The sequence below is a fragment of the Mycolicibacterium confluentis genome, assembly GCF_010729895.1.
Classification (GTDB): Bacteria; Actinomycetota; Actinomycetes; order Mycobacteriales; family Mycobacteriaceae; genus Mycobacterium; species Mycobacterium confluentis.
This window is the reverse complement of sequence record NZ_AP022612.1, coordinates 2,169,505-2,195,352: the sequence shown is the minus strand read 5'-3', so window position 1 is coordinate 2,195,352 and position 25,848 is coordinate 2,169,505. Positions and strand designations below refer to the sequence as shown.

Genomic DNA, 25,848 nt, shown 5'->3' with positions numbered 1-25,848 from the left:
AGCCTGTGGACTGCCTCGTCAGGGCCTCAGGATCACCTTGACAGCCCCGTCGGTCTTCTTCTGGAAGATCTCGTAGGCGTGGGGCGCCTCCTCCAGTGGCAGGACATGGGTGGCGAAGCCGTCGACACCCAACGGGTCGTCGTCGGTCAGCAGCGGCATGATGTCGTCCACCCACCGCTTGACGTTGGCCTGACCCATCCGGAGCGTCACCTGCTTGTCGAAGAGCGTGAGCATCGGCACCGGATCGACCATGCCGCCGTACACACCGATCACAGAGATGGTGCCACCCCGCCGCACCACGTCGATGGCCGTGTAGAACGCGTCCAGGCGGTCGATCCCCGCCTTGCGCATCATCGGCTTGGCGATCGCGTCGGGCAGCAGTCCCGCCGCCTGCTGGGCGACGTGGGCGACACGAGAGCCGTGGGCCTCCATGCCGACGGCGTCGATCACGGCGTCCGTGCCTCGGCCATCAGTCTCCGACCGGATGACGTCTCCGACCGACCCGTCCAGGCATTCCAGGTCGATGGTGTAGGCCCCGAACAGTTCGGCCCGGGTCAACCGCTCGGGAACGCGGTCAACAGCGAACACGCGGTGGCCGCGACGGCTCGCGATCCGGGCAGCCATGTCGCCGATGGGCCCCAGCCCCAGCACCGTGACCGACCCGCCGTCCGGGATGTTGGCGTACTCAACCGCCTGCCACGCGGTGGGCAGCACGTCGGACAGGTACACGAAGCGCGAATCCGGCCGCCCCACTGGAACTTTGATGTGGGTGAACTGTGCCTGCGGCACGCGGAGAAGTTCGGCCTGACCACCGGGGACGGAACCGTACAGTTCGGAATAGCCGAACAGGGCGGCACCCATGCCCTGATCTCGAACCTGAGTGGTCTCACACTGTGTGTACAGCTGGTGACCGCACATGTAGCAGTGCCCGCACGATATCTGGAACGGAATCACCACTCGGTCACCGACTTTGAGGTTGTCCACGCCGGCGCCCACCTCTCGGACCACACCCATGGGTTCGTGACCGAGGACGTCGCCGGGGTTCATGAAGGCGCCCAAGACCTCATAGAGGTGCAGATCCGAACCGCAGATGTTGGTCGACGTCACCTCGATGATCGCGTCCGTCGGTTCCTCGATTCTCGGGTCGGGCACCTCTTCCACTCGTACATCGCGTTTGCCCTGCCACGTCACGGCCTTCATCGCCACATCTCCTCGCTTGCGCTGATGCGATAGCGGCTACCCGTGATCGGGACTGTCAAACCCGGCGGGGCGGCATGCGTCGAACGCCCACGCACATCCGCGCGACGGCGGCCGCGGCGATGAACGCGCCCATGGCGGCCCACCCCTGCGCGCCGGCCAAGCCGTTCTTGGCCATCAGCACCAGCGCAACGCCCGCGACACAGATCGCCACCCCCGCCGCGGTTGAGCTGACACCGCGTGCCGAGGCCGGTGCGTCCCACCACGGCAGCGGGCGATGTTCCAGCGGCGAGAGCACACGGAAGATCACCGCCATGACGACAGCGAACACCAACGCTCGCAGGGCCAGCAGGCCCCAGAATCCGGGAGCGTGCACGTCATAGGCGTCCAGACCGGCGGCATGCAGGGAGAACGCCGCGATCGCGATGGCCGGAATGTGCCAGAGGTAGAGCGTCATGGCGCCACCGTTGCCGACCGCCACGACGCGCCAGACGCGAGGCCACGCGGCCCATCGGTTGACCGCACCCGCCGCTGCGACGAACGCGCACGACATCCAGGTGCACTGCAGTGCCAGCAGCAGCGTCGGAGGCGACACGTTCGACATGTGCTCGGTCCCGGTGACCACAAGTGACACCTCGTATGTGCCCGTCGCGGCCAGCACGACCTGCACCGCCAGAGCGAGCACGGCACCCAGCACCGCCACCAGTTGCCGCACCAGGCGACGGGCGTAGGCCACTCCGATGGCCACGGGGATCAGCCACACGATGAGGAAGTTCGCGGTTCCGGACTCCGGGGTGCCGACGGCGAACCGGATCGCGTCGACCCCGGTGGCACCGAGCAGCAGCGCGGCCACGACGAGGGACGCGGATCGTCCGCTGCGAAGTCGCGTCAGGGCGGGCACGAAACCCAGCACCACGAGGTAGACCCCGAGGAACCACAGCAGGGCCACACACTCGCGCCCGAGCCGGTCGGCCGATTCCGTCCCGAGGATGGCCTTCGTCGCCAGCAGGCCGACGGTCCATCCCGCCAGGTACCAGAACACCGGTCGGCACAGCCGCTGCGCACGGGTGAAAAGCCATGTTCCCCAAGCTGTTCCGGGCTTCCAGCCGTAGGCACCGGCGGCACCGCCTGCGAGGAAGAACAGGGGCATCACCTGCACCACCCAGGTGATCGGCGTGAGGGCGGGCACCTCGCCGAGCAGGTTGCCGACCCACAGACCCTGGTCCGTGATGGTGGCCAGCAACAGTGCGCAGTGCCCGAACATGACGACGACCAGTGCGGCCAGGCGAGCGACGTCGACGGCGCGATCCCGGCCGACCGGGGCGGCGGCTTTGTCTGTCGTGACGGCTTTGTCCGCTGCGGCGGCGCGGTCGGACGAGGACCTGGTGAGCGACATGACGCCAGCCTGCCCGAGACAGGCCCTGGCGCACGTGAGTAGGACTACTTTTCTCGGGCGAGCGCCCCTTCCTCGCCCAGCGCGCACTCAGGTACGCATTTCCACCGCAGGACCGTACGTGGCTGCGCGCTCGCGGCGTTCCCGGTTTTCCCCAGTTCCCGGCGTCACCGTGCGTCACGTCTGCCACAGTGGACACCATGCGCAGGCACCACCGTCACACCCTGATCGTCACCGCCGCCGTCGTCAGTGCGACCCTCGCCGCGGCGCCAGTCGCCCACGCCGCCGACGAGGCATTCTGGGGCGGTCGGTACAAGGTCACCTTTCACACCGATCAGAAGACCGGCACCAGCATCGCCGCCACGCAGATCGAGACGCCCTACACCGCGTCCTATGTGTTCAGCACGGACTGTTCGTCCGGAACCTGCGTGGCCTCTGCGACCGACGGCCCGGTGCCCAAGGAGAACGTCACGCGCGCAATGCGTTTCGACTGGACGGGGTCTGTGTGGTCGCGTTCCAACAACTGGAACTGGGACTGCCTGCTGCCCGACGGGACCATCACCTATGACGCCGCCAAGTCCGTGACCACCTACACGCCGCAACCGGACGGCACGCTCAAGGGGACGTTCGAAACCACAATCACCACCGGCGCCTGCGAGGGCACCGTCACGATACCGCTGACCGCGAAGCCCGCCTGATCAGAGGCCGTCGACCTGCGCCGACTCAGCGCAGATCTGTCTCAACTCGCGGGCGCCGAGAGGAGTTGCGGATCTCTCGGCTCGGCGCAGCACCCTGCGGGCCGTCACCTGCGTGCATGACGACGGGACCGCAAACAGGACTGCGTCTCTGGAATGCGTTCCCATGAGGTAGACGAGTTCGCGGTCAACCATTTGGTAGGGGTCGACCGTCACCGCCGAGTTGTGCCGGATGATCCGCGAGGGTGCCGACATCCATGCTGCGGGGTCATAGACCACGCGGTGCACAGTGCCAAGCCACCGACTGAACACGGCCACCAGATCCGGCAGTTCGGCCTTCAGGTCGGATGACCTCGGCCACCACACCCCGTCCACACCTGCGCGGGGCGATTCCTGGGGGCACAGCACGAGGCGGTGCGATTGTGCGACTGACGAGACCGCGAGCGGCAACGACGGCGGCCCCATCGCAGCGGACGTCATCCGCAACACCGGTCTCTCAGCAGGCATCTGATCGACAACCGCTCATCGACGCGGCGGCCCGCAGGTGCCCCCGGAACGGCCACGATCGGCGCATCAAAGCAGAACCCGCTGACGATCCCAGGACGAACTCAGCGTCATACGACGCTCCCGTCTTGACCGCGAATCGGTCAGATCAGTTCAAACCGGCGACGACGCGAAAAGAGTTCCGCATGCATGGGTCACCGATGAACTGACCCTACTCTCCCATCTGGACCGCGTCTGTGCTGGAGTTGAAGTCAAGGACCACGTCTGGGCTGGAGTTGAAGTCAGGGACTACGTCCGCGCGGACTCCAGCACCCCAACCCCACGCACCACCCGTCCGCGGACTACGTCCGGGCGGACTCCAGCACCCCAACCCCACGCACCACCCGTCCGCGGACTACGTCCGGGCGGACTCCAGCACGGTGTTAAACGTCTTGCTGGGACGCATCACCGCAGCCGTCTTCTCCGGATCCGGGTAGTAGTAACCACCGATGTCGGCCTCCCGGCCCTGCACCTCGTTGAGCTCGGCGACGATGGTCTCCTCGTTCGCGGCGAGGGACTTGGCCAACGGCGCGAAGTGCTCGGCCAGCTCCTTGTCCTCAGTCTGCGCGGCCAGCGCCTGCGCCCAGTACAGCGACAGGTAGAACTGGCTGCCCCGGTTGTCCAGCTCACCGGTCTTGCGGGACGGACTCTTGTTCTCGTCCAACAGCTTTCCGACAGCGGCGTCCAGCGTGTCGGCGAGCACCTTCGCCTTCGCATTGTCGGTCTTATTGCCCAGATCCTCGAGGCTGGCACCGATGGCCAGGAACTCGCCGAGCGAATCCCAGCGCAGGTGGTTCTCCTCGATCAGCTGGCTGACGTGCTTGGGCGCCGAACCACCGGCACCGGTCTCGTACAGCCCGCCACCGGCCATCAGCGGCACGATCGAAAGCATCTTGGCGCTGGTGCCCAACTCAAGGATCGGGAACAGGTCGGTCAGGTAATCGCGCAGGATGTTGCCTGTCGCGGCGATGGTGTCCTTCCCACGGATCACCCGCTCCAGCGTGTACCGCATGGCCCACACCTGCGGCAGGATCGTGATCTCCAGCCCCTCGGTGTCGTGATCCTTCAGGTAGGTCTTGACCTTCTTGCGCAACTCGTTCTCGTGTGGACGCTCATCGTCGAGCCAGAACACCACCGGCATGCCCGACAGCCGGGCACGGGTGACAGCCAGCTTGACCCAGTCCCGGATCGGGGCGTCCTTGACGATCGGCATGCGCCAGATGTCGCCCTCTTCGACCTCCTGGCTCAGCAGCACCTCGCCTGTGTCGTTGTCGACGATCCGGGCATAGCCGGGCTCGGGGATCTCGAACGTCTTGTCGTGGCTGCCGTACTCCTCAGCCTGCTGTGCCATCAGGCCGACGTTCGGCACGGTGCCCATGGTGGTCGGGTCGAACTGGCCGTTCGTCTTGCAGAAGTTGATGACTTCTTGGTACATCCGGGAGAACGTCGACTCCGGGTTGACGGCCTTGGTGTCCTTGGTGCGACCGTCGGCGCCGTACATCTTTCCGCCGAGTCGAATCATTGCCGGCATCGAGGCGTCGACGATGACGTCGGACGGCGAATGGAAGTTCGAGATGCCCTTGGCCGAGTCCACCATCGCCAGTTCGGGCCGGTGCTCGTGGCAGCGGTGCAGATCCTCGATGATCTCCTCACGCTGCGAGGCCGGCAGCGTCTCGATCTTGGAGTAGAGGTCAGACAGGCCGTTGTTGACGTTGACGCCCAGCTCGTCGAACAGCTTCTGATGCTTGGCGAATGCGTCCTTGTAGAAGACCTTGACCGCGTGGCCGAAGACGATGGGGTGGCTGACCTTCATCATGGTCGCCTTGACGTGCAGCGAGAACATGACGCCGGTCTTGTAAGCGTCCTCGATCTGCTCTTCGTAGAACTCGATGAGTGCCTTCTTGGACATGTACATGCTGTCGATGACGTCGCCGGCATCCAGCTTGACTTCGGGCTTGAGCACGATCGTCGGGCCCGCCGCGGTGACCAGCTCCATGCGCACATTGCGCGCCTTGTCCAGGGTCATCGACTTCTCACCGTGGTAGAAGTCGCCGTGCTTCATCGTCGCGACGTGGGTGCGCGAGGCCTGCGACCACTCGCCCATGCTGTGCGGGTGTTTGCGGGCGTACTCCTTGACCGCCTTGGGTGCGCGACGGTCCGAGTTGCCTTCGCGCAGAACCGGGTTCACGGCGCTGCCCAGGATCTTGCCGTAGCGGGCCTTGATCGCCTTCTCCTCGTCGGACTTCGGGTCACCCGGGTAGTCCGGCAGGTCGTAGCCCTTGCTCTTGAGCTCCTTGATGGCCGCGAGCAGCTGGGGTACGGAGGCGCTGATGTTGGGCAGCTTGATGATGTTGGCCGACGGATCCTGCGTCAGCTCACCGAGCGCGGCGAGGTTGTCGGGCACCTTCTGCTCGTCGGAGAGGTAGTCGCTGAACTCGGAGAGGATGCGCGCGGCCACGGAGATGTCGCTGGTCTTGACGTCGATGCCGGCCGCGTCGGCGAAGGTGCGGATGACCGGGAGGAAGCCATAGGTCGCAAGCAACGGCGCCTCGTCCGTCAGCGTGTAGATGATGGTCGGCTGCTCGGCGCTCATTGCTTCTCTCCCGGCGTTCAGTTTTGGGTCAGGTCGTAAGGCCGCCGCCAGCGATGGCGGCTACCCCAGTGTGACGGCTACCAGTATCGCGCGGGGTGCTCAGAGGGGCGCGAGGGGGTTCGGTGTGCCGCCCGTCACACCGACATGCCATTCCACCACCGACCTCGCAATTCGCTTCGCCTCGGCGTCGTCCACGACGACCTCATAGGCGACGCCCAGGCCGTCGAGACCGTTGATCGAACATTCGTAATGGATACGCAGGGTCAAGTGCCGAACCCAGCGGATGACCCGAGAGCGCTGGTGAGGTGTGGTTCCGCGACCGTCGCACAGCACAAGGAGTCGACGCCCCCCGATCCCGAGAACCGCGTCGGTCACGACGGCGCAGATGTCGCCTTCGCGAGTGCGGTTCACCCTGCGCTTCCACCACGAGTCGGATTCGCCGACGATGCCCTGAACCGCGGCGCGGTCCACAAGCACCAGGACGGCGTCGGCCTCTGACGGGACGCCATCGAGTTCGGGTCCGCGCTGCCCCGCCTCCGGCGACGGCAGCGGCTCACCCACGAACGCCGCCTCGATGCGTGCCTCTGCCAGCGCGCAGGAGATGGCGGCCGAGAGATCCCCGGCACGGCCCATCACCACGACTGGAGCCAATGACACCGCGCCCACGTTGGAAGGCGTTTTATGCACAGCCATGAGCCCGCCTCCAAATTCGAAAAAACACTAACTCCGCAAATGCGCCATTTTTATGGCCGCACCGGAATTCACATGAAAAGCCATACGCGCGGCGGCCGCCCGGCGGATGATCCGCCCACAGATGGGAGCCGGCCGGCCGGGGCTGAGCCCGGCCGACCGTGCGGTGCAGTCTATTTCAGGCGCGGTCGCGCTTGCGGCGGTACACCGCGCTCTGCACCTCGGCAACCCTGGCACGTTTTTCTGCCCGCCGCTCCTTGAGCGACATCTGCGGCTTCTTCAAAGTGGCGTTCTTGGACTTGACACCCATTCTCTGCTCCCTTGCATTGGTCACAATTGAAGCTTCAATCGCGACCATACCTGGAAAATAAATAAAAGCCAGTCCGCCGACATTTCCTCGCGCAGAGGAGTCCGTGGACAGCCGACCAGGGATCGTGTTCACCGGCTTCCGCTCGGAGCTAAGGCCTCTCGGCACAGTCCCAGCAACCCCACCGGCAACTCCCGTCGCAATGAGGCCGACACCACCCAGCAACCAAGCCCCCGCTCCGCGGAGTTGTCGGCTCCGTGGCCTATCTTGGATCGGCCGGGAGTCGATGCAGGGGAGCCAATTGGACGACAACACCATGATGTCGGCTGATGAGCTTCTGGAACTCAATCGCGACATCCAGTCCTCCCCCACGATCCGCCTGCTCGCCACCCTCAACCTCGGCGTATACGCGACCCTCATGGAGCGTCATCTGGCCGGCGGACTGGTGCCCGAGACCGAACTCGTCGTCGCCCTCGAACGCGACCTCGACGACCTTGGCCATCCCGACGGACAATCCGGACTGGCGCTGATCAAGACGTGGGCCAGCCAGGGCTGGCTGCACCGGGTGATCGAGCAGCGGGACGGGCGTGACCGCAACGTCTGCTACCTCACCCAAGACGCCCGCCGTGCGCTGGACTTCCTGCGCGGGATGCGCCGCAACGACACCATCGCCACCGGCGGGTCCATCAACGGCATCGCGGCACGGCTCAAACAGGTCGCGGTCCGGGTCTGCAACGACCCTGACCGGATCCGGGCCAGCATCGAGGCCGAGATCGCCAAGCTGCACGCCGAACTCGACAAGCTCGACCAGGGCCTCGACGTCGGCGCCCAGTCGGACCTCGAGGTCACGGACTCCTACGACGAGGCCAGGGCCATCGCTCTGCAGATGGAGCGTCTGATCACCGACATCGGCCAATACGGGACGATGCTCGAACAGGCGACCGCCGCACTCGACGAACCGATCGACAGCAACGTCGAGTACCGCGACCGGCAACGACAGATGTACGCCGACTATCAGGCCGCCTGGGAGTCGCAGGGCCGCGACTCCCACCGCGCATTCCTGCGGATGATCAATGATCCCGACCAGCGTGCCGAGTTCGAGGCCGACGTCGCCGCGGTCGCCGAGGCGCTGCCGGCCCTCGATCCAGCGCTGCGCCGGATGATGGCCGGCTTCTTCGAACTCGTCGGCCACCAGATCGACGAGGTGGAGCGCATTCAGCAGCGCTGCGCCCAGCGGGTCAAACGCTTCACGGCCTACGGCACCCTGGAGCAGAGCCGGGGCGTGGCCCGCCAGTTGAACGACGCGATCGGCGCGGCACGGGCACTGCTGAAGTCCTCGCTGACCGACTCCCGCCTCGACATTGAGGTCCCTTTGGCCCGGCACACCATCAGCTCGGTCGGGGCGCTGAGTTTCCGGATCAGCGACCTGTCCGCACCCAAGCCGGCCGAGGCCGCGCACGGCGAACTCGACCTGACCAGCTTCGCGGCACTGACCACGCAGGTGGACGCCCCCGCGATGACGGACATGATCAACACCGCGATCGTCGAGGCTCCGCTGTCGTTGCCGGATGCCGTGTCGATGCTCGACTCCGCCTACCTCGGACACGTCATCGTGCTGTGGTCGTGGGCCCTCAAACAACCCAATGCGTCGGCCGACGCCGAATCGGTCACCGTGCGATTCCAGTCCCTGGACGGCCACGACCGGCAGATCGAGGTGCCCCATCTGATGTTCACCGAACCCGTCTCCAGCCTCCTGGGAGCTGCGACATGACCACCGAACCCGACATCGACTTCTCGTCGCTGCCCCAGGTCGACCAGGCCGCCCGGCCACCGCACCAGCGTCGGCCGCGGTTCGACGGCGACGTCTCGGAACTCCCGGACCGTGCCTGCTGGGCGCTGCAGCAGTTGTTGACGCGGCGCTACCTCAGCAGTGAAACCGAACCCGATGTGTACAGCTGGGTACTCGAGTACCGGAATCAGCTGAGCGTGCGGTTGTCCGAATTGGACCTGATCCTGCGCGTCGTCGAGGGGGTGTTCGACAATGGCGGCGTCGCCTTCATAGAGCAGGCCCGGTACGACTCCGCCCGTGGGGTCAAGCTGCTGCGCCGTGAGCCGTTGGGCACCTACGACTCGATCCTGGCGCTGCACCTGGCGCAGATGATGCGCGCCTCCGGCGATCAGGCCGTGTTGATCAGCCGAGACGAGATGCACGGCCTGTTCTCCGGCGTGCTCAACGACATCGACCGGGACACGGTCACATTCACGGCCCGCATCGACGCCGCGATCGCGCGGTTGGCCTCGCTGGAGATCCTCCGCAAAAGCCGCGACGACGAGGACAGCTACACCATCAGCCCCGTGATCACCGCGGTCATGACGGCATCGGTGATCACCGAACTGCAGCAGCAGTTCGAGCTTCTGCTGCGGGGCGGGGCCCCGCAGGAGGCGCAGGACGAGGAGGACCGCACCGATGACGCAGACGACTGAGCAGTTCCACCTCTCGCGCCTGCAGATCATCAACTGGGGCGTATTCGACGGCTACCACTCGATTCCGTTCAGCGCGGGCGGCGCCCTGATCGCCGGCGCCTCGGGAAGCGGCAAATCGTCTCTCCTGGACGCGATCTCGCTGGGCTTCCTGCCGTTCAACCGACGTAACTTCAACGCCTCCGGTGACAACTCGGCCGCCGGGTCCAGCGCGGGACGACGGACCGTCGACAAGTACGTCCGCGGCGCCTGGGGTCAGCGCAGCGACGGTTCCACCAGCAGGGTGATGTACCTGCGCGGCGAGGGCACCGTGTGGTCGGCCGTGGCCGTCACGTACCGCAGCGACAGTGGACGCACCGTCACGGGCCTGGTGCTGAAGTGGCTGACGGGCGAATCGCGATCGGACTCCTCGAGCAGGTTCGTGCTCTCCGACGGGGACCGCGACATCGAGCAGATCTGCAACCGTTGGGCGGCAGGTCGATTCGACACCGGCGTGTTCAAGGAGGACGGCTGGCGATTCACCACCAAGGTGGAGTCGCAGTATCTGGCCCACCTTTACGCCACCATCGGCATCCGCGGGTCCGACGCGGCGCAGCAACTGCTCGGCAAGGCCAAGTCGCTCAAGAGCGTGGGCGGGTTGGAGCAGTTCGTCCGCGAGTTCATGCTCGACGAACCCGACAGCCTGGCCCGGCTTCCCGAGGCGCTGAAGCAGATCGACCCCCTGGTGGAGGCCCGCGAACTGCTCGCGGTGGCGCAGCGTAAACGCAAAATCCTCGGAGACATCGAGAAGATTCAGCAGCGCTACGCCACGGAGTCCAGCGACCTCGGCATCATCGACCTGGTCGATCAGCCGATGGTGCGGGCCTACACCGACCATGTCCGCCTGGCGCAGTGCCCCGGGCAGATCGAGGCGCTGGACACCACGATCGACCAGCTCGGCGACGAGTACGAGGATGTCACCCGACAACTGAATCTGGCCAAGGCCGAAGCGGATTCGCTCAACGCGCAGATCAGTGGCACCAGTTCCAGCATCGGCCCGCTGCAGTCGCAGGTGGCCGCGGCCGAGGCCAAGGCCGAGGAGATCTCGCGGCGCCGTGCCGCCTACGAGTCGCTGCTCACCGCGCAGGGTCTGGACATCCCGGACACCGCCGACGAGTTCTGGAATCTGCGTGAGGAACTGAGCACGCAGGCCAACGAACTGCTCGCGCGGTTGGAGCGCGGGCGCGAGCGGTCCACCGACGCCGAATACACGCAGAAGGTCGCGCGCATCGCCCGCGACGACGCCGCCAAGGAACTGCAGCGTGTGCAGCATGTCGGCTCGGCACTCCCGGAGTCGGCGCTCATGATGCGCGAACACATCTGCACGGCAGTGGGCGTCGATGCCGGTGAGCTGCCCTACATCGCCGAACTTCTGGATCTGCGGCCCGAGCAGAGTCGTTGGCGGGTGGCGGTGGAGAAGGTGCTGCGCGGTGTCGGCCTGCGCCTGTTGGTCCCCGATCAGCACTACGCGGCGGTGCTCCGGTTCGTCAACGAGACGAACATGCGCGGGCGCCTGCAGCTGCACCACGTCCGTCGTCAGCGTCCGGGCTCCGATGATGTCACGCCCGCCCCTAACACGTTGGCGGGCAAGCTTTTCGTCGTCGACCAGGCTCACCCGTGCGCGGCCGAGGCGCTCGACATCATCGCCAGCGCCGGTGACCATGTCTGCGTCGGCTCCCCCGACGCGTTCCCCCGGTTCCGGCGCGCCGTCACCGACTCAGGCCTCTACAAGGACTCCGAGCGCCTCGCGGTCAAGGATGACCGGCGTCCGATCAAGCCGTCGGAGTACATCTACCAGGGTGACGTCGCGACGAAGATCGACGCGCTCACCCTCGACTTGGCGGCTGCCGAGGAGGCCTATCAGGCGGCCCGCCGGAAGGCCGACGACCTTGCCGCGGAACGACAGCAGTGGCGGGACCGGGCGGCGGCGAGCAAGGCGATCTGCGATCAGTTCCCGCAGTGGAATCAGGTGGACACCGAGACCGCCGACGGGCACGCCGAGCGCTTGCGCGAGCAGTTCGAACTTCTCATGGCTGACCATCCCGACATCGAGGCCCTCAACGGGCGGGCCGAGGCGTGCTGGGAGGAGATCCAGTCCTTGATGACCCGGCGCGGTGTCATCCAGACCCGCCGGGACGACCTCGACACCCGCCGGACCCGACTGTTGGAACTGCAGGAACGGCTGTCGCCGGCGTTCGTCTCCGAACCGTTGACCGAACTTCTGCACCGCTACGCCGCCGACGTCCCGGTGTCGCTGGAACTGCTGGACCCGGAACCGCATCGGGATGCGTTGTTCACCGCGGTGCGCCGCGAGCGGGAGCAGTTGCGCGAGAGCCGTCGTCGCTCCTACGACGAACTCGCGCGGATTCTCAACACCTTCGACACCGCGTTCCCGGATGCCATCCCGAACGACAGCGAGGTGTTCGACGAGCGGGTGCACGACTACGTGGCGCTGTGCCGCCACATCGACGAGCGTGAACTGCCCGAGGCCTACGAGCGCATGATGCGCTTGGTGACCGAGCAGGCGCCCGACGCGATCCTGACGCTGCACCGGGTGGCCGAGCAGGAGACTCGACGCATCAGCGAGCAGATCGCCCGCGTCAACACCGGTTTGGCTGCGGTCGAGTTCAACCGCGGCACGCGGTTGACGCTGCGGGCCACGCCGCGCCAGTTGCCCGCGGTCGCCGAGCTGACCGAGATCGTCAGGGCCATCTCGCGCCGCATCGCCGAGGTCGGTCTGGGTGACAAGCAGGCCATCCTCGATCAGTACGCCGACATCCTTCGCCTGCGGAATCGGTTGGCGTCCACAGCACCTGAGGACAAGGCGTGGACGCGCGATGCGCTCGACGTCCGGAATCGCTTCACGTTCGACTGCGCGGAGTGGGATGTACGCAGTGATGAGCTCATCCGCACACACAGCAACGCCGGCGACAACTCCGGTGGCGAGCAGGAGAAGCTCATGGCGTTCTGTCTTGCGGGCGCGTTGAGCTTCAACCTGGCCAACCCCGACAGTGACGACAACCGACCTGTCTTCGCGCAGTTGATGCTCGACGAGGCGTTCTCCAAGTCCGACCCGCAGTTCGCCCAGCAGGCCCTGCAGGCGTTCCGCAAGTTCGGCTTCCAGCTGGTGATCGTCGCGACCGTGCAGAACGCGACGACGATCCAGCCCTACATCGACAACGTGGTGATGGTGTCCAAGACCGAGGCGACGGGCCGCAACGCACGTCCGGTCGCGACCGTGTCGACCAAGACGATCACGGACTTCACCACACTGCGCAAGGAGATGAGCGCCTCGGCCGCCAAGGCGCGCGTTCCCGCCCCGGTCTGACGTTATTCATTCGACGCGGGCGTGATCCCTTCCGATACTGGGAGGGATGCTCACGCCAGATGACCTCGCCGCGCGGACCAACCGTGCCGTCGCGGCCGCCACCTTCGCTGCCGCGGATCTCGGCCTGGCGGTCGAGACTCCGCGGGTGCTCCACGACATGTTCTCCGTCATCGTGCATCTGGCGCCATCGCCGGTGGTGGCGCGGGTTCCGACCGTGCTGCCGCAGGCCTATCTGGACGCCCCGGACGTTCAGAACGCGCAGCAGCGCGCCGAATTGGCCGTGGCAGGTTGGTTGGCCGACCGCGGCTGCCCGGTGGTGGGGCCGAGCCCACTGGTTCCGCGCGAGCCCGTGCCCCACGACGGCTTCTCGATCACGTTCTGGCAGTTGGTCGAGGCGGTGGAAGAGCCCGAACTCGACCTGGTACGCCGCGCTGCCCACACCGCACGCCTGCACGCCGAACTTCGCGACTACGACGGCAGCGGCCTCGGTTTCTGGACGCCCTTCGGCGCATACATTCCGGAATCGCTGGCAGCGCTGGAGCATCTGCCCGGCCTGGTCGACGCCACGGATCTGGCTCGGGCACAACGTGAGTGGGAGGCGCTGGCACCGGTGCTCACGTCCCGCGCGGCGTTTGAGGCGACATTTCCCGGGGTGCCGGTCCAACCTGTTCACGGCGATGCGCCGTACTACAACATGATTCCCACCGCCGACGGCCTGCTGTGGTCGGACTTCGAGATGGTCAGCATGGGCGCCGTCGAGTCCGATCTGGCCATGGCCGGTCACGACGCCGTGAACGCGTACGACGCGGCGGCAACCGAACTCGGGCTGCGTCGGGTCGACCGACGGGTGCTCCGGCTGACCGAGGCCGCGGGTCGTCTGGCCAGCGTGGCGGTGCTGGCCATGGCACCTGAGCTGCCCATGTTGGTCGATGCCGTCGCCCCCGCGCTCGACGGGTGGCGCCAGCTTCCGGAGGTCACGGAGATCGACTGACCCGCCTCGCTAGAACTCCACCACTCGGGGTGCGAGCACCACGCGCCATCCGTCGGGGTCTTCGAAGGTCCACGCGCCGGTGTCGGTCCAGTATGGGTTCTCGGCCTCCACCGGCTCGCACCCGGCCGCGGCCAGGCGTTCCACGACGTCGGACATCGCGTTCTCGGACTCGAAGTACAGAACCAGGAGGTTCTCCCTCGACGGTGCCGGACAGGGACTGCCGGCGTGGCTGCTGGTGAACTCGAGGTGGTGGGCGCTGCCCGGCAGACCGAGCATGACGCCGTCGAAGCCCGCGTGGTTCTCAAACCGGTACAGCACAGGCAGTCCCAGGATTCCGGCGTAGAACTGTTCGATCTCGGTCAGCTTGGCGGTCGGGCGGGCGACGCGGACCTGCGCGACCCGCAGCGCGGTGGGCCACTGTGCGGCGACATCAGTAATCACGAGCATTCCTCATCGGTCATTCAATCGGCACACCAGAGGCTAGAACCTCAACGCCGCTTGAGGTCAAACAGGAGTGCCCGATGTCGACGTCTCGCTGGCCACCACCTCGGCCGCGGCCCGCTCCCCCGAGCGCACGGCGCCGTCGATGAAGCCGTACATGATCGCCGAGGATTCCGTTCCGGCCCAGCCCGATCCACGCGCCGCCACGGTCGATCCACGTTCCGTCCTCGCGGGTCTCGGTGAACGTCCGCCCGCCCACTCGATCTCGCGCCTCGAGCAGCGTCACCGAGTGACCGGCCTGTTTGAGTCGAAGTGCCGCCGTCAGCCCCGCGAAGCCCGCCCCCACCACGCAGTATTCGACATCCATGACTGCCCCCGCCCGTCGGTTCAGGCCTACTCCCGATGAACGGTGGCGTCAATATGCGGCGCGCGTCCACTCAATCCAGGCGAAGAACTCCTCGGCGGTGAACACCGGTTTGCCGTAGTCCTGGGCCTTGCGCGCCTTGCCGGACTGCGTGCCCGCCTCGGCGGTCACCAGCACTTCGCACCGGGTCTTGGTGACCGTGCGCACCGGCGCCAACCCGACGGACTCAGCCAGTTGTTCCATCTCCTCGCGTTCCACGATGCGGCCGGAGTCGTTCATCGCGGTGCCGGTGAAACAGATGCGAGCACCCGGCACCAGCACCGCGCCGATGTCGTGCCGCACAGCGTCGGCCGCGTCGGCAACGACGTCGATCCCGAGCAGCGCCGACACCTCGTGCAGGCGGGCCACGACCACGTCGGGCAGCGTTGTCCGGGCCGCCGCGGCACGCAGTTGATCGGCCACCGCCTGCGCGGCCGCGGCATCCCAGCCATCGGGACCGCCGGCCGGCGCCCTTTCGCCGAGCAGCGCCGCACCCACGTGGCGGCTGAGCCTCAGCAGCGCCGAGAGCGCAGGCAGGTGCCGCGCTGCGGGTGTGGGCACGTCGGGATCGCGGCTCAGCAGCAGACCCGACTGGACTTCGGTGGCCTCAGGCTCGTCGAACGGTGTGGATCCGGTCGAGACATCTGCTGCGGCATGGGCTTCCAGCGCCGAGCGGGCACGTTCCAGTGCAGTCTCACCCGTCACCCGCACACCGCGCAGATCGACACCCAGCGGCATCGGCGTGACGTGGCCGAGGCGTTTGAGTTCAAAGTCGATCAGTCCCAACGTCTCATCCACTCCGACTCCGACTGGCGTGCAACCGGCCAGCATCGGCGCGATCACCGCCCACGCCTCGCGAAGCGTGGGCGCCAACAGCACATCGGAGACCCCGATGCCGTAGGCGGTCCTCGCATCCGCCAGATCACGCTGCGGATTGATGAGAGTCGTCACCGCGGTGCCGTCGTCGAAGGCGACCGCGAACTCCACCGGTCGTGGGCGGGACATGCGCCCCTCGTCGCCGACGGTCAGCAGTCCGATCGCGCAGAACCGCCGATCCTGCCCGCTGCCCGCCGACCCGCGCAGGTAGCGCGCGATACGCCGGTCCACCTTCAGATCCTTGGGCAGCACAGGGCGTTTGAGCACCAGACCGGCCAGCGACGTGCACCTGCTCAACGCGACATACAGCTGCCCGGTGGAGAACATGCCGCCGGTCAGGTCCACCACGAGGCGATCCAGCGTCTGGCCCTGGCTCTTGTGGATCGTGATGGCCCAGGCCAGTTTGAACGGCAACTGGGTGAACGTGCCGACGACCTCCCGGCGGAGTGACCCGCCGTCGACGACCGGTCGGGTGGCCTCCCAGACGAACGGCGCGACGTCGGCCACTGTGCCGTCGGGGAATTCGACGTCGACCACCGCGCCGTAGCGGTCGTAGCCGACACCCACCACACGTCCGATGGATCCGTTGACCCAGCGGTTGCCCTGATCGTTGTTCAGCATCATGATCTGGGCGCCAACCTTGAACCGCAGTTCCTCCTCGATCGGCTTGTCGAACAGCGACAGGTCTCCGGTCTCCGTCGCGCGGTGCACCATCTCGTCGCCGGGCAACCGCTGCAACTGTTGCCGGTTGCGCGCCGTCACAAGCCGATTCGTCGGCGCCAGCGTCAACCAGAACTCGTCGTCGGGGGGCACGAAGTCACTGTCGACGCGGGCGTTGAGGTGCTCCTGCGCGTGACCGAGCAGCACACCTTCACGAATCTCGTTCAGGATGGCCGTCATCCGGTCATCACCGAGTTGCCGGAACACCGTCGTCAACGACACCGTCGGAAAGTCCGCGCGCTCGAAACTGCGCGCCGAGAAGAAATATGGCGTGTCGTATGTGGTGGAGAAGTAGTGCTTCTCCCCTTCGGCGACGACGGGCGGAAGCTGATACAGGTCACCGACCAGCACGATCTGGACGCCGCCGAACGGGGTGTCCGGGTGCGGTCCGAAGCGCCGCAGCGCACCGGCCACCATGTCGAAGACGTCGGCGCGCACCATCGAGGCTTCGTCGATGATCAGCGTCTGCAGCGACGCCAGTGTCTTGGCAAACCTGCCGGGCCGATAGGCGCCACCGGTGACGTCGGCGAGTGTCGTGGTGGTACGGAATCCGAACAGTCGGTGGATGGTGTAGCCGTCGACGTTGAGCGCGGCGATGCCGGTCGGGGCGACCACGACGACGTTGCGATCGGTGGTGGCCATGTAATGCCGGATGAGCGTGGATTTGCCGGTGCCGGCCTTACCGGTGAGGAACACGTGTTGGCCGGCGGCCAGCCGGGCCAGCGCCTCACGAAACTCCTCGGTGAGCACCAGATCCGCCACGCGTGCACCCTACCCAGCTACACGGGGCGTCTCCCGCTGTCCGGGGCCGCCCCGCTGCCGGCTGTGTCCGTGGTCATCAATGTGGCCAGTGCGGCTGGTGGCGCGACGCCAAGTCCTCGATCAGCGACCGGCGGGTCGTGAGCGCAGTGAGTTCCCAGGCGGACCAGTACTCTGCCGTTGCGTCCGGTGCCTGATCGTCCTCGTCGACGGCTCGGGCCCAGTCGGCGGTGTCGCCATCCCGATCCGCGCCAACCGCGTCTGCCGGTGAGTTCATCGTGCCCCCTGAGTCCGTGGCCCGTGTTCAGTGATGCAGTCCGGTCACGGGCACATGGGTCGAGGCTTCGATGTCGGATTCGGTCAGCGCGAACAGCTGGTTCGCCAGATCGTGCAGTGCACGCGCAACCGCCAACTCGTCGCCGATTTCGGCGCTCGGTTCGTCGGCGGGATTGAGTCGAGCCAGACCGACCCCGACCAGTTCGGCGCCCCGCCAAGTCATCCGCACCTCTGCACGGGTGCGTTCGTCCCGCTCGTCGACGGCCAATTCGAGCTGCCACGCCCGGGCCGAGAGATCGTTCGTCGCCATTTCGTCATCCCCACACCTCGATGCATCGAGAAGACCAGACAACGATGGGTCGGCGGTAGGGGCGGAAGTCCCATGTCCGCGCACGCAGAGTTGGAAGACGGTTCTGCACTTCACCGTCTGGCCACAGAGCTAAAGTGCTTTCCGTGCCTAAGAAGCTGCTGGGGAACGGACGGGGTCGCTGGTTGGCGATCATCGCCTCCGTTGCGTTGTCCGCGGGCATGCTCTACGCGCAGAGCGCAACCCCGGAGAAGACCCACCCGCCGCACTCCGCGGTTCACTCACCGTCAGCGCCGGGGGCGTCGGCGCCCGCGCCCGCGGAGGCCGAGCTGCTGGCCGCAACCCGCCCTCCGGACCCCAAGGTCTTCCAACTCGAGTTGCCGCAGGGCGTCGCGCCCGAGGGTGGACTGCAGGTCAAGACCATCTGGGCGGCCCGGGCCATCAGCGCGATGTTCCCCGAGATCAAAACCATCGGCGGGTACCGGCAGGATCCGCTGCAATGGCATCCCAACGGCCTCGCGATCGACGTCATGATCCCCAACCACGGCAGCCAGCAGGGCATTGATCTGGGCAATCAGATCGCCGGCCTGGCATTGGCCAACGCCGAACGGTGGGGTGTTCTGCACGTCATCTGGCGCCAGGGCTTCTATCCAGGCATCGGGGCGCCGAGCTGGACCGCCGACTACGGCAATGAGACGGCCAACCACTTCGACCACGTCCACATCGCCACCATCGGCGGGGGCTACCCGACCGGTGACGAGGTCTTCTACCTCGACTCGATGCGCTGAGCTGACGGGCGCCTTGGCGATGACGGTGCCCGATGCCATGGCAGTCCTTTCGGATGAACTGAGGTCCATCCTTCGACCCACCCGAACTCGGCAATCTCTACGGACGCGCGCGGACAGGTGAGTTGAACCGCGCCGCACGGCGATGCACACGATGGACGTGGCCGCGGGTACGGACCGGTGGGGCAGCCGCCAGTTCGGGCTCGGCGTAGAAGGCCTTCTTGGCCGCCTCGACGAGGATCAGATAGGCCACGGTCATCCCCGCCAGCGCGGCGAAGAACTGCCAGGGCAACGGCGTGAATCCGAGTTGGCCGGAAAGCGGGGATACGGTCAGCGCGACACCGGCCGCGATCACCGCCGCGGTCGCCAGGATCAGTGATGCGCTGGACCGACTGCGGAAGAACGGCACCCGCCGCGTCCGCACGGCGAAGATGATCAGGGTCTGCGTAGCGAGAGACTCCACGAACCAACCCGTGCGGAACTCGATCGGGCCGGCGTGAAGCACCCCGAGCAGGAGGCCGAAGGTCAGGAAATCGAACAGCGAGCTGATCGGGCCGAAGGTGAGCATGAATCGACGGATGAACCCGATGTTCCAGTGCGACGGAGCGTGCAGCTGTTCGTCGTCCACTCGGTCGGTCGGAATCGCCAGCTGCGACGTGTCGTAGAGCAGGTTGTTGAGCAGGATCTGGCTCGGCAACATAGGCAGAAAGGTCAGGACCGCCGAAGCCGCTGCCGCACTGAACATATTGCCGAAGTTGCTCGACGTGCCCATGAGTACGTACTTGATCGTGTTGGCGAAGATGCGACGCCCTTCGGCCACCCCCGTCGCCAACACCCCGAGGTCCTTGTCCAGCATCACGACGTCGGCCGCATCCTTGGCCACATCGGTGGCGCTGTCGACGGAGATGCCCACGTCGGCCGAGTGGAGTGCGAGCGCGTCGTTGACGCCGTCGCCGAGGAACCCCACCGAACGCCCGCGGCGCCGAAGCGAGGAGATCACCCGGGATTTCTGCTCCGGTGAGACGCGGGCGAAGATCGTGCTGTCCGCGGTGAGGACATCCAGTTGATCCGGGGCCATCCCCTCCAAGTCCGCGCCGATGACCACCCCTTTGATCGGCAAACCCAGGTCAGCGCAGACCTTTTCGGCGACCGCGGGATTGTCCCCGGTGGCGACCTTGACCTCGATGCCCAAAGCGGCCAGCTGTCGCAGCGATTCGCGGGCGGCCGCCTTGGGGGGGTCGGCGAATACCAGGAAGCCGCAGAGTTCCAGACCCGTCTCGTCGGCGGCCGACACGCTGGACAGTTCGGGAGCCGGCCGAGTCGCCACGGCGACCACTCGCCTGCCCTCGGCGAACAGGGCGGCCAGCGTCCGCTCGGCGGCGGCCGGCACCCGATCGCATGTTGCGATGATCTGCTCGGGCGCGCCCTTGCACACCAGGTGACGTCCCGCAGCGTCCTCGATGAGCGCGGTCGTGGCCCGGCGCGTGTGGTCGAACGGCAGCAGCGCGATCCGCCTGGCATCGGTGACGGGACCGCGGTCGGCCCACAGCGCCGCGTCGAGTTGATTGGCGCACGTGCCCCCGACCGACGGGTCGATCTCGGTGGCCAGCATCCCGAGCCGAAGCACCGACTCGGAGAGTCTGCCCTCGGGGTCGACGGTGTCGATCAGCTCGATCCGGTTCTCCGTCAAAGTGCCCGTCTTGTCGGTGACGATGATGTCGATGTCGCCGAGGTCCTCGATGCACACGAGCCGTTTCACCAGGACTCTGCGCCGCGCCAGCCGTCGCGAGCCGGCGGCCAGGCTGGTGCTGACGACGGCAGGCAGCAGCTGCGGCGTGATGCCCACGGCGATCGCCAGACCGAACAGCGCGGACTCGACCAGCGGTCGATCCAGCATCAGGTTGATGATGATGATGGCGACCGTCAGGATCATCGCGACGCGCAACAGCAGGTAGGAGAATCGGCGCAGCCCGACCTGGAACTCGGTTTCCGGTTCGCGTTCCCCCAGCCCAGCCGCAATCCGGCCGAACTCGGCATCGGCACCCGTCGCATACACCACGGCGGTGGCATCGCCCGCGCTCACCACGGTCCCCATGAAGGCGATGTTCGATGCGCCGGCCAGGTCGGTGCCGGCCGGGGCGGCCGCAGTCTTCTCTGTAGCGGTCGACTCCCCAGTGAGAATGCTCTCGTTGCACTCCAGGCCGTTGACCTCGAGCAGGCGCACATCAGCGGGTACCAGCTCACCCAGCTCCAGGCGTATCACGTCTCCGGGCACAAGATCGATGACGTCGATCTTGGTCATCCGGTTGTCGCGCAGGACCGTTGCGGTGTGGCGGATGCGGGAATGCAGCGCCGCGGTCGCACGCTCGGCCCGATACTCGTTGACGAACCCCAGACCGATGCTGATCGCCAGGATGACCCCGATGATGATCGCCTGGGTGCTGTCACCGAGAAAGAACGACACCACCGCGGTCGCCGCCAGCAGCCCGAGCACGGCGTTGTTGAGCTGGCGTCCGAGCACCCCGACCACGCTGACGCCGTGGGTGCGCATCGAATTCGGCCCCACCTCGGCCCGACGGTCGGCGGCCTGCTCAGTCGACAGACCCGACGCCGACGAGGCGAGCGATGTGAGCACGTCCGAGACCGAGGCGCCGCTGATCTCCTGTCGACTGAAGCGCCCACTGGGTGGCGTCACAGATCACAGCCTCTCGGAGAAACGCCCGGCTGACGACGGTCTTTGGTCCCTTCGTTGGGGCGCACACAATGTTTGGGCACTCTTCACGGCATTGGGGTGCTCGGCCGTCATCACGACTGCCGGGACCGCGTAATCTGACCCCCATGACCGACGGGAACCGACTCGCCAACATTCTGCCGGAGAGTGAGTGCTGGAATCTGATGTCCAGCATGTCGCTGGGACGGCTGATCACCGCCGCAGACGGTCAACCCGAGGTGTTCCCGGTGAACTTCGCCGTTCAGGACCGCGGCGTGGTCTTCCGTACCGCCGAGGGCACGAAACTGGTGAGCTCTGCCATCAACCGCAATGTGCTGTTCGAGGTCGACGACCACGACGCTGCGCAGGGTTGGAGCGTCATCGTCAGAGGAGTCGCCCGGATCCTGCACTCAGACGAAGAGATCGACGTGGCGAAAGAGACTGGGTTGCGCCCGTGGGTGTCGACCGACAAGGAGCATTACGTCCGAATCCGTCCCGTGCGCGTCAGCGGGCGCCGATTCGTCTTCGACCGCACACCAAGCCCGCTGTAGCGCGAGTTCGAGTCCGGGAGTCGCAGCCCGTCCCACTCGTGGTGGGAGAAGCATGTTGCCACGGAGCGGCCCAACTAGGGGACTTCCTTCCCTAGTCGATCGCGCCGCCGAGTGGTCGGATTCTGTAAGCAGAATCACTGCGACGAAAGGACATCGCCATGAGCACTCCCGCTGTGCAACGCCGCCCGATGTGGCCGGAGATCAGCGACTTCTTCGCCGGACTGCCAGCGTGGGCGAATCTGCGTCCGACGCTCGGGGGCCACATCATCAAGGTCGAAGACGAGGTGAAGGACGGCGAGTACCGGCTGAAGGCCGAGATTCCCGGCGTCGACCCGGAGAAGGATGTCGACATCACGGTGCGCGACGGCGTCCTCACGATTCGGTCCGAGCGCAGCGAGACCAAGGAGTCCAACGGGCGCTCGGAATTCTCCTACGGCTCGTTCGCCCGCGCGATCACCCTGCCGCCTGGTGCCGACGACGACAGCATCAAGGCCAGCTACGACAAGGGCATCCTCACCGTCACGGTTCCGTTGAAGGAGCCCGCAGCATCGGAGAAGCACGTCGCCATCGAATCGGCGAAGTGATACGACCGGAAACCCACGGCGCGAAACGGCGATGACGCGCGCCCGGAATCACCGGGATTTCTGGTCGCGCCGACCACCAGCCGTATTGACCGGACTCGCGCCCTTGGCCGCTCGACGTGACAGGCGGGTGGGCCGCCGTCCACACATCGGCCACCTATCCGACCGGGTTCTGGCCTCCGGTCTGCGAAGTATGGGAAAGCAGCGGTACGGAATTGCGGCAGCCGTGGCCGCGGTGTGGGTGGCGGCCGTCTACCGAGGTTCACTGCGGCCATGGATGTACACGTGGGGCGCCACTCCCGAGGAGATTGTGGGCACCCTGCCCGGTGACGAGTTGACCGTTTCCCCCTTTCCCCGCACCACTCGGGCCATCTGGATCCCCGCGTCGCCCCACGCGGTGTGGCCCTGGTTGGCGCAGATCGGTGAAGACCGCGGCGGGTTCTACAGCTACTCGTGGCTCGAGCGCGCCGTGGGTGCCGACATCCACAACACCGACCTCGTCCATCTGGAGTGGCAACGCCTGCACGTCGGCGACACGGTGTGGCTGGCGCGTCGATACGGTGAGTGGGCGTGCCAGATCGTCGCCGAGGTGGAGCCCGGCTCGCATCTGGTGATGGTTTCCCGGCCCGACTTCGCGTGCCTGCAGGAAGGCCGGAAGGCCCGGGGCACGTGGAGCTTTGTGCTCCTTCCGGCCGACGGTGGTGTGCGACTCGTGGCGCGCGGATGCGGTGGCTTGGCGGGCCACTTCTGGTTCGACATACCGCATTTCGTGATGGAGCGGAGGATGATGCAGGGCATTCGCGAGCGTGCGGTGAACCGACGCGTCAAGTTCCTCGGCTCAGCTCCTGCCCGTCGTCGGCGGCGAGCGTGAAGTAGTTCTCCTCCTCCTGCACGAAGTGCAGGCGCAGCAGCGTGGCCAGGCCATAGAGGCATGCCAGCAGGTCGTTAACCTGGTCGGGCTGGATGCCGCCGGCGGATTCGGCCAGCTGCACATGGGTGCCGATGCGCTCGGAGAGGCGACGGATCTCGGCGTGCGTGCGGCTCATCGTCGCGGTCGCCTCGCTGCTTCGCAGCGGCGTGGCCAACGCTGGATACAGTTGGTTCTCTTCGGCCTGCTCGTGCGGCAGAATCCTTTCCTGCAGCTGCTTTTCGACATCCCTGATCGCTTCGAGTGCTGTGGCGTCGGGCGCCTCGACCAACCGGTCAGCGCTGGCCCGGGTCAGTGCGATGACGTCACGCAGCTCATCATGTTCAGCCGAGAAGCGGTGCAGGAGTGCCTCGGTGTCCGACGGCATGGTCAGCTGAGCGGCCGGATCGCCGCGCACTGCGCGAATCGCATTCAGGATGACTGCGACATCGATCCCCTCCTGCAGGAGCGCACCCGCCGCCGGTGGCAAATAGCCCACAGCGGCAACCGCCATCGCCAGCAGTGACAGACTCATGCCCACCACCGCGCTCTGCACGGCGATTCGCCGCGACCGTCGGGCGATGTCCATCGCGTCGGCGAGCCGGTCCAGACGATCGGTGGTGAGCACGATGTCCGCGGCTTCCGAGGACGCCGTCGCACCTCGTGCACCCATCGCCACACCCACGGTCGCCGCCGCCAACGCCGGCGCGTCGTTGATGCCGTCGCCCACCATCACGGTGACGGCCTGTTCCCGTTCGGCGCGCACCGCGGCGACCTTGTCGGATGGCGTCTGGTGTGCGTAGACCTCATCGAGGCCAAGCACCGTGGCCACTTCGCGCGCGGGTTCCATCCGATCTCCGGTGAGCATGACGAGACGGTTGAAGCCAGCCTGGCGCAGTCGCCGCATCGTGCGGGGCGCCTGGCGGCGCAGCGGGTCCCGGAGCAGAATCGCCCCGATCGGGTCGCCATCGACGCTCACCCACGTCAACGCGGCACTGTCCAAGCGCGCACGGTTGACCGCGGTCTGCGCCCATGAGCTCGCGGGGCTGCCCTCAACCAGTTTGCCGACGGCAACCCGCTTCCCCTCCACCGTCGCAGTCACTCCCCGACCGGCCTCCTCGACGGCGTCTGTTGGAAGCGTCAGATGCAGTCCACGCGCCAGCGCCTCGGTGACGATCGCCTCGGCGAGCACGTGCGGTGACACCTGATCGACGGAGGCCGCCAGGCCCAGCACTTCATCGGCTCCGCACTGTGGCGCTGCGAGCACTTCGATGACCGTCGGCTGGCCCATCGTGAGGGTGCCTGTCTTGTCCATCACGAGAGTTGTCGCGTGCCCGAGGTTCTCCAATGCGCCGCCGCCACGGATGACCACACCGGCACGAGATGCCCGGGACAGGCCCGACACGATCGCCACGGGCGCGGCCAGCAGCAGCGGGCAGGGTGTGGCGACCACCAGCACCGCGACCGCACGAGTCGCGGACCCGCTCACCAGCCACGCACCGCCCGCGATCAGAAGTGCCAGTGGCAGGAACCACGCCGCGTACCGGTCGGCGAGTCGCACCACGGGCGCGTTCTCCGCCCCGGCCTGCTGCGCCAGACGCACGATTCCCGCGTAGGTGCTGTCCTCGGCGCTTGCGGTGGCCCGCAACTCGAATGCGGCGCCGGCGTTGACCACACCGCTGCGAACCGCTTCCCCGCGTTCGCGCTCGACACTGAGCGATTCACCAGTCAGCGCCGATTCATCCAACACCACGAGGTCGTCGAGGACTCTGCCGTCCACCGGCACGACGTCACCGGATGCCACGACGAGTACGTCGTCCACGGCGACCTCGGCCACCGGGATCACGCTGACCTCGGCGCCGACTCGCCGACGGGCGAATCGCGGTGAGCGTTCCAGCAGGGCCCGCAGATCCCGGGACGCCCGCCGCGTGGCGGCGGCGTCCAGGGCTCGACCACCGGCGAGCATCACCGCGATGAGCGCCCCTGCGAGGTACTCCCCCACAAGCAGGGTGCCGACCAACGAGAGCACGGCGATGAGGTCCACCCCGAGACTGCCTCTGCGCAGTGCCATGAGCACCCACACGACCGCGGGCACCACCGCGATGAGCGTCCCGGCGATCCACCATCTGTCCGCGACTGCATCTGCGCCGACCAGCCACGCCACTCCGCCGCCGGCCAACGCTCCCACCGTCAACGCGACGAGTGCGGGCTCCATGAGCGGCCGCAACCGTTCGACCATCCGGTTCGAATGCTCCCCTGTCATCGCACCGACCAC

At 66.8% G+C, this 25,848-nt stretch carries 21 protein-coding genes and 1 pseudogene; 9 read left to right on the top strand and 13 right to left on the bottom strand.

Annotated elements, in window-relative coordinates; all coding sequences use genetic code 11:
• Positions 1 to 18 precede the first annotated feature (18 nt).
• Both G6N34_RS10135 and G6N34_RS10130 read right to left on the bottom strand, forming a co-directional pair.
• Positions 19 to 1,200 carry a zinc-dependent alcohol dehydrogenase gene (locus G6N34_RS10135; RefSeq protein ID WP_085153357.1) on the bottom strand — a complete coding sequence of 394 codons (1,182 nt, stop codon included), beginning with the start codon at positions 1,198 to 1,200 and terminating at the stop codon, positions 19 to 21.
• A gap of 55 nt (positions 1,201 to 1,255) precedes the next feature.
• A complete protein-coding gene (locus G6N34_RS10130) occupies positions 1,256 to 2,593 on the bottom strand; it encodes an acyltransferase family protein (protein ID WP_085153359.1) in 1,338 nt (445 codons plus the stop codon).
• A 197-nt stretch (positions 2,594 to 2,790) separates the two neighbouring features.
• On the opposite strand from G6N34_RS10130, the gene G6N34_RS10125 reads away from it, so the two are divergent.
• A complete protein-coding gene (locus tag G6N34_RS10125; protein ID WP_133057789.1) occupies positions 2,791 to 3,288 on the top strand; it encodes an Rv2253 family sensor-like surface protein in 498 nt (165 codons plus the stop codon).
• Here G6N34_RS10125 and G6N34_RS10120 read toward each other — a convergent pair whose 3' ends face one another.
• The 4 genes from G6N34_RS10120 to G6N34_RS10105 form a co-directional block, all read right to left on the bottom strand.
• Entirely contained in the window at positions 3,289 to 3,765 is a 477-nt protein-coding gene (locus G6N34_RS10120; protein ID WP_085153362.1) for a DUF5994 family protein, read from the bottom strand.
• Between the two features lie 418 nt (positions 3,766 to 4,183).
• Positions 4,184 to 6,421, bottom strand: coding sequence for an NADP-dependent isocitrate dehydrogenase (locus G6N34_RS10115; RefSeq protein WP_085153364.1), 2,238 nt, complete (start codon positions 6,419 to 6,421; stop codon positions 4,184 to 4,186).
• A gap of 99 nt (positions 6,422 to 6,520) precedes the next feature.
• On the bottom strand, positions 6,521 to 7,078 hold the full coding sequence (locus tag G6N34_RS10110) for a hypothetical protein (protein ID WP_133057790.1): 558 nt from the start codon (positions 7,076 to 7,078) through the stop codon (positions 6,521 to 6,523).
• A 211-nt stretch (positions 7,079 to 7,289) separates the two neighbouring features.
• Positions 7,290 to 7,469 (bottom strand): hypothetical protein, encoded by a 180-nt coding sequence (locus G6N34_RS10105; protein WP_133057791.1) that lies wholly within the window; start codon positions 7,467 to 7,469, stop codon positions 7,290 to 7,292.
• A gap of 235 nt (positions 7,470 to 7,704) precedes the next feature.
• On the opposite strand from G6N34_RS10105, the gene G6N34_RS10100 reads away from it, so the two are divergent.
• The 4 genes from G6N34_RS10100 to G6N34_RS10085 are packed head-to-tail and all read left to right on the top strand — an operon-like array spanning position 7,705 to position 14,257.
• Positions 7,705 to 9,189 (top strand): DUF3375 domain-containing protein, encoded by a 1,485-nt coding sequence (locus G6N34_RS10100; RefSeq protein WP_085153368.1) that lies wholly within the window; start codon positions 7,705 to 7,707, stop codon positions 9,187 to 9,189.
• Entirely contained in the window at positions 9,186 to 9,902 is a 717-nt protein-coding gene (locus G6N34_RS10095) for a DUF4194 domain-containing protein (protein WP_085153370.1), read from the top strand. The genes G6N34_RS10100 and G6N34_RS10095 overlap by 4 nt, the downstream gene beginning before the upstream one ends.
• The gene (locus tag G6N34_RS10090) at positions 9,886 to 13,266 is read left to right on the top strand and encodes an ATP-binding protein (RefSeq protein ID WP_085153372.1); all 3,381 of its coding nucleotides are present in this window, start codon (positions 9,886 to 9,888) and stop codon (positions 13,264 to 13,266) included. Before G6N34_RS10095 ends, G6N34_RS10090 begins: the two co-directional genes overlap by 17 nt.
• A gap of 46 nt (positions 13,267 to 13,312) precedes the next feature.
• The gene (locus G6N34_RS10085) at positions 13,313 to 14,257 is read left to right on the top strand and encodes a phosphotransferase (RefSeq protein WP_085153374.1); all 945 of its coding nucleotides are present in this window, start codon (positions 13,313 to 13,315) and stop codon (positions 14,255 to 14,257) included.
• A 9-nt stretch (positions 14,258 to 14,266) separates the two neighbouring features.
• On the opposite strand, the gene G6N34_RS10080 is transcribed toward G6N34_RS10085, so the two are convergent.
• The 5 genes and pseudogenes from G6N34_RS10080 to G6N34_RS10060 form a co-directional block, all read right to left on the bottom strand.
• Positions 14,267 to 14,698 carry a VOC family protein gene (locus G6N34_RS10080; RefSeq protein WP_234812973.1) on the bottom strand — a complete coding sequence of 144 codons (432 nt, stop codon included), beginning with the start codon at positions 14,696 to 14,698 and terminating at the stop codon, positions 14,267 to 14,269.
• 169 nt (positions 14,699 to 14,867) lie between these two features.
• Positions 14,868 to 15,065: pseudogene (locus tag G6N34_RS10075) on the bottom strand (FAD-dependent oxidoreductase); the annotation flags it as partial.
• 48 nt (positions 15,066 to 15,113) lie between these two features.
• Positions 15,114 to 17,459: an AAA family ATPase gene (locus tag G6N34_RS10070; protein WP_085153378.1), complete on the bottom strand. Its 2,346-nt coding sequence runs from the start codon at positions 17,457 to 17,459 to the stop codon at positions 15,114 to 15,116.
• Between the two features lie 76 nt (positions 17,460 to 17,535).
• Positions 17,536 to 17,733 (bottom strand): hypothetical protein, encoded by a 198-nt coding sequence (locus G6N34_RS10065; RefSeq protein WP_085153380.1) that lies wholly within the window; start codon positions 17,731 to 17,733, stop codon positions 17,536 to 17,538.
• 27 nt (positions 17,734 to 17,760) lie between these two features.
• Positions 17,761 to 18,042 carry a DUF1876 domain-containing protein gene (locus tag G6N34_RS10060; RefSeq protein ID WP_085153382.1) on the bottom strand — a complete coding sequence of 94 codons (282 nt, stop codon included), beginning with the start codon at positions 18,040 to 18,042 and terminating at the stop codon, positions 17,761 to 17,763.
• Between the two features lie 143 nt (positions 18,043 to 18,185).
• Here G6N34_RS10060 and G6N34_RS10055 point away from each other — a divergent pair, with 143 nt between their 5' ends.
• A complete protein-coding gene (locus G6N34_RS10055; RefSeq protein ID WP_085153384.1) occupies positions 18,186 to 18,827 on the top strand; it encodes a VldE C-terminal domain-containing protein in 642 nt (213 codons plus the stop codon).
• A 97-nt stretch (positions 18,828 to 18,924) separates the two neighbouring features.
• Here G6N34_RS10055 and mgtA read toward each other — a convergent pair whose 3' ends face one another.
• Positions 18,925 to 21,519 (bottom strand): magnesium-translocating P-type ATPase, encoded by a 2,595-nt coding sequence (mgtA, locus tag G6N34_RS10050; protein ID WP_085153386.1) that lies wholly within the window; start codon positions 21,517 to 21,519, stop codon positions 18,925 to 18,927.
• Between the two features lie 143 nt (positions 21,520 to 21,662).
• On the opposite strand from mgtA, the gene G6N34_RS10045 reads away from it, so the two are divergent.
• From G6N34_RS10045 to G6N34_RS10035, 3 genes are all read left to right on the top strand, one after another.
• On the top strand, positions 21,663 to 22,085 hold the full coding sequence (locus G6N34_RS10045) for a pyridoxamine 5'-phosphate oxidase family protein (RefSeq protein ID WP_085153388.1): 423 nt from the start codon (positions 21,663 to 21,665) through the stop codon (positions 22,083 to 22,085).
• A 158-nt stretch (positions 22,086 to 22,243) separates the two neighbouring features.
• Positions 22,244 to 22,669: an Hsp20/alpha crystallin family protein gene (locus tag G6N34_RS10040; RefSeq protein ID WP_085153390.1), complete on the top strand. Its 426-nt coding sequence runs from the start codon at positions 22,244 to 22,246 to the stop codon at positions 22,667 to 22,669.
• A 190-nt stretch (positions 22,670 to 22,859) separates the two neighbouring features.
• Positions 22,860 to 23,537 (top strand): hypothetical protein, encoded by a 678-nt coding sequence (locus G6N34_RS10035; protein ID WP_085153392.1) that lies wholly within the window; start codon positions 22,860 to 22,862, stop codon positions 23,535 to 23,537.
• Here G6N34_RS10035 and G6N34_RS10030 read toward each other — a convergent pair.
• Positions 23,491 to 25,836, bottom strand: a complete 2,346-nt coding sequence (locus tag G6N34_RS10030; RefSeq protein ID WP_085153408.1) for a heavy metal translocating P-type ATPase — start codon at positions 25,834 to 25,836, stop codon at positions 23,491 to 23,493. The genes G6N34_RS10035 and G6N34_RS10030 overlap by 47 nt on opposite strands.
• Positions 25,837 to 25,848: the final 12 nt, after the last annotated feature.

What these genes read in the sequence shown, in the direction of transcription:
- G6N34_RS10135 (WP_085153357.1), bottom strand. Translation starts at nt 1,200, where the DNA reads ATGAAGGCCGTGACGTGGCAGGGCAAACGCGATGTACGAGTGGAAGAG.
- G6N34_RS10045 (WP_085153388.1), top strand. Translation starts at nt 21,663, where the DNA reads ATGACCGACGGGAACCGACTCGCCAACATTCTGCCGGAGAGTGAGTGC.
- G6N34_RS10085 (WP_085153374.1), top strand. Translation starts at nt 13,313, where the DNA reads ATGCTCACGCCAGATGACCTCGCCGCGCGGACCAACCGTGCCGTCGCG.
- G6N34_RS10120 (WP_085153362.1), bottom strand. Translation starts at nt 3,765, where the DNA reads ATGACGTCCGCTGCGATGGGGCCGCCGTCGTTGCCGCTCGCGGTCTCG.
- G6N34_RS10090 (WP_085153372.1), top strand. Translation starts at nt 9,886, where the DNA reads ATGACGCAGACGACTGAGCAGTTCCACCTCTCGCGCCTGCAGATCATC.
- G6N34_RS10105 (WP_133057791.1), bottom strand. Translation starts at nt 7,469, where the DNA reads ATGGTCGCGATTGAAGCTTCAATTGTGACCAATGCAAGGGAGCAGAGA.
- G6N34_RS10100 (WP_085153368.1), top strand. Translation starts at nt 7,705, where the DNA reads ATGCAGGGGAGCCAATTGGACGACAACACCATGATGTCGGCTGATGAG.
- G6N34_RS10115 (WP_085153364.1), bottom strand. Translation starts at nt 6,421, where the DNA reads ATGAGCGCCGAGCAGCCGACCATCATCTACACGCTGACGGACGAGGCG.
- G6N34_RS10095 (WP_085153370.1), top strand. Translation starts at nt 9,186, where the DNA reads ATGACCACCGAACCCGACATCGACTTCTCGTCGCTGCCCCAGGTCGAC.
- G6N34_RS10030 (WP_085153408.1), bottom strand. Translation starts at nt 25,836, where the DNA reads ATGACAGGGGAGCATTCGAACCGGATGGTCGAACGGTTGCGGCCGCTC.
- G6N34_RS10125 (WP_133057789.1), top strand. Translation starts at nt 2,791, where the DNA reads ATGCGCAGGCACCACCGTCACACCCTGATCGTCACCGCCGCCGTCGTC.
- G6N34_RS10065 (WP_085153380.1), bottom strand. Translation starts at nt 17,733, where the DNA reads ATGAACTCACCGGCAGACGCGGTTGGCGCGGATCGGGATGGCGACACC.
- G6N34_RS10130 (WP_085153359.1), bottom strand. Translation starts at nt 2,593, where the DNA reads ATGTCGCTCACCAGGTCCTCGTCCGACCGCGCCGCCGCAGCGGACAAA.
- G6N34_RS10035 (WP_085153392.1), top strand. Translation starts at nt 22,860, where the DNA reads ATGGGAAAGCAGCGGTACGGAATTGCGGCAGCCGTGGCCGCGGTGTGG.
- G6N34_RS10040 (WP_085153390.1), top strand. Translation starts at nt 22,244, where the DNA reads ATGAGCACTCCCGCTGTGCAACGCCGCCCGATGTGGCCGGAGATCAGC.
- G6N34_RS10060 (WP_085153382.1), bottom strand. Translation starts at nt 18,042, where the DNA reads ATGGCGACGAACGATCTCTCGGCCCGGGCGTGGCAGCTCGAATTGGCC.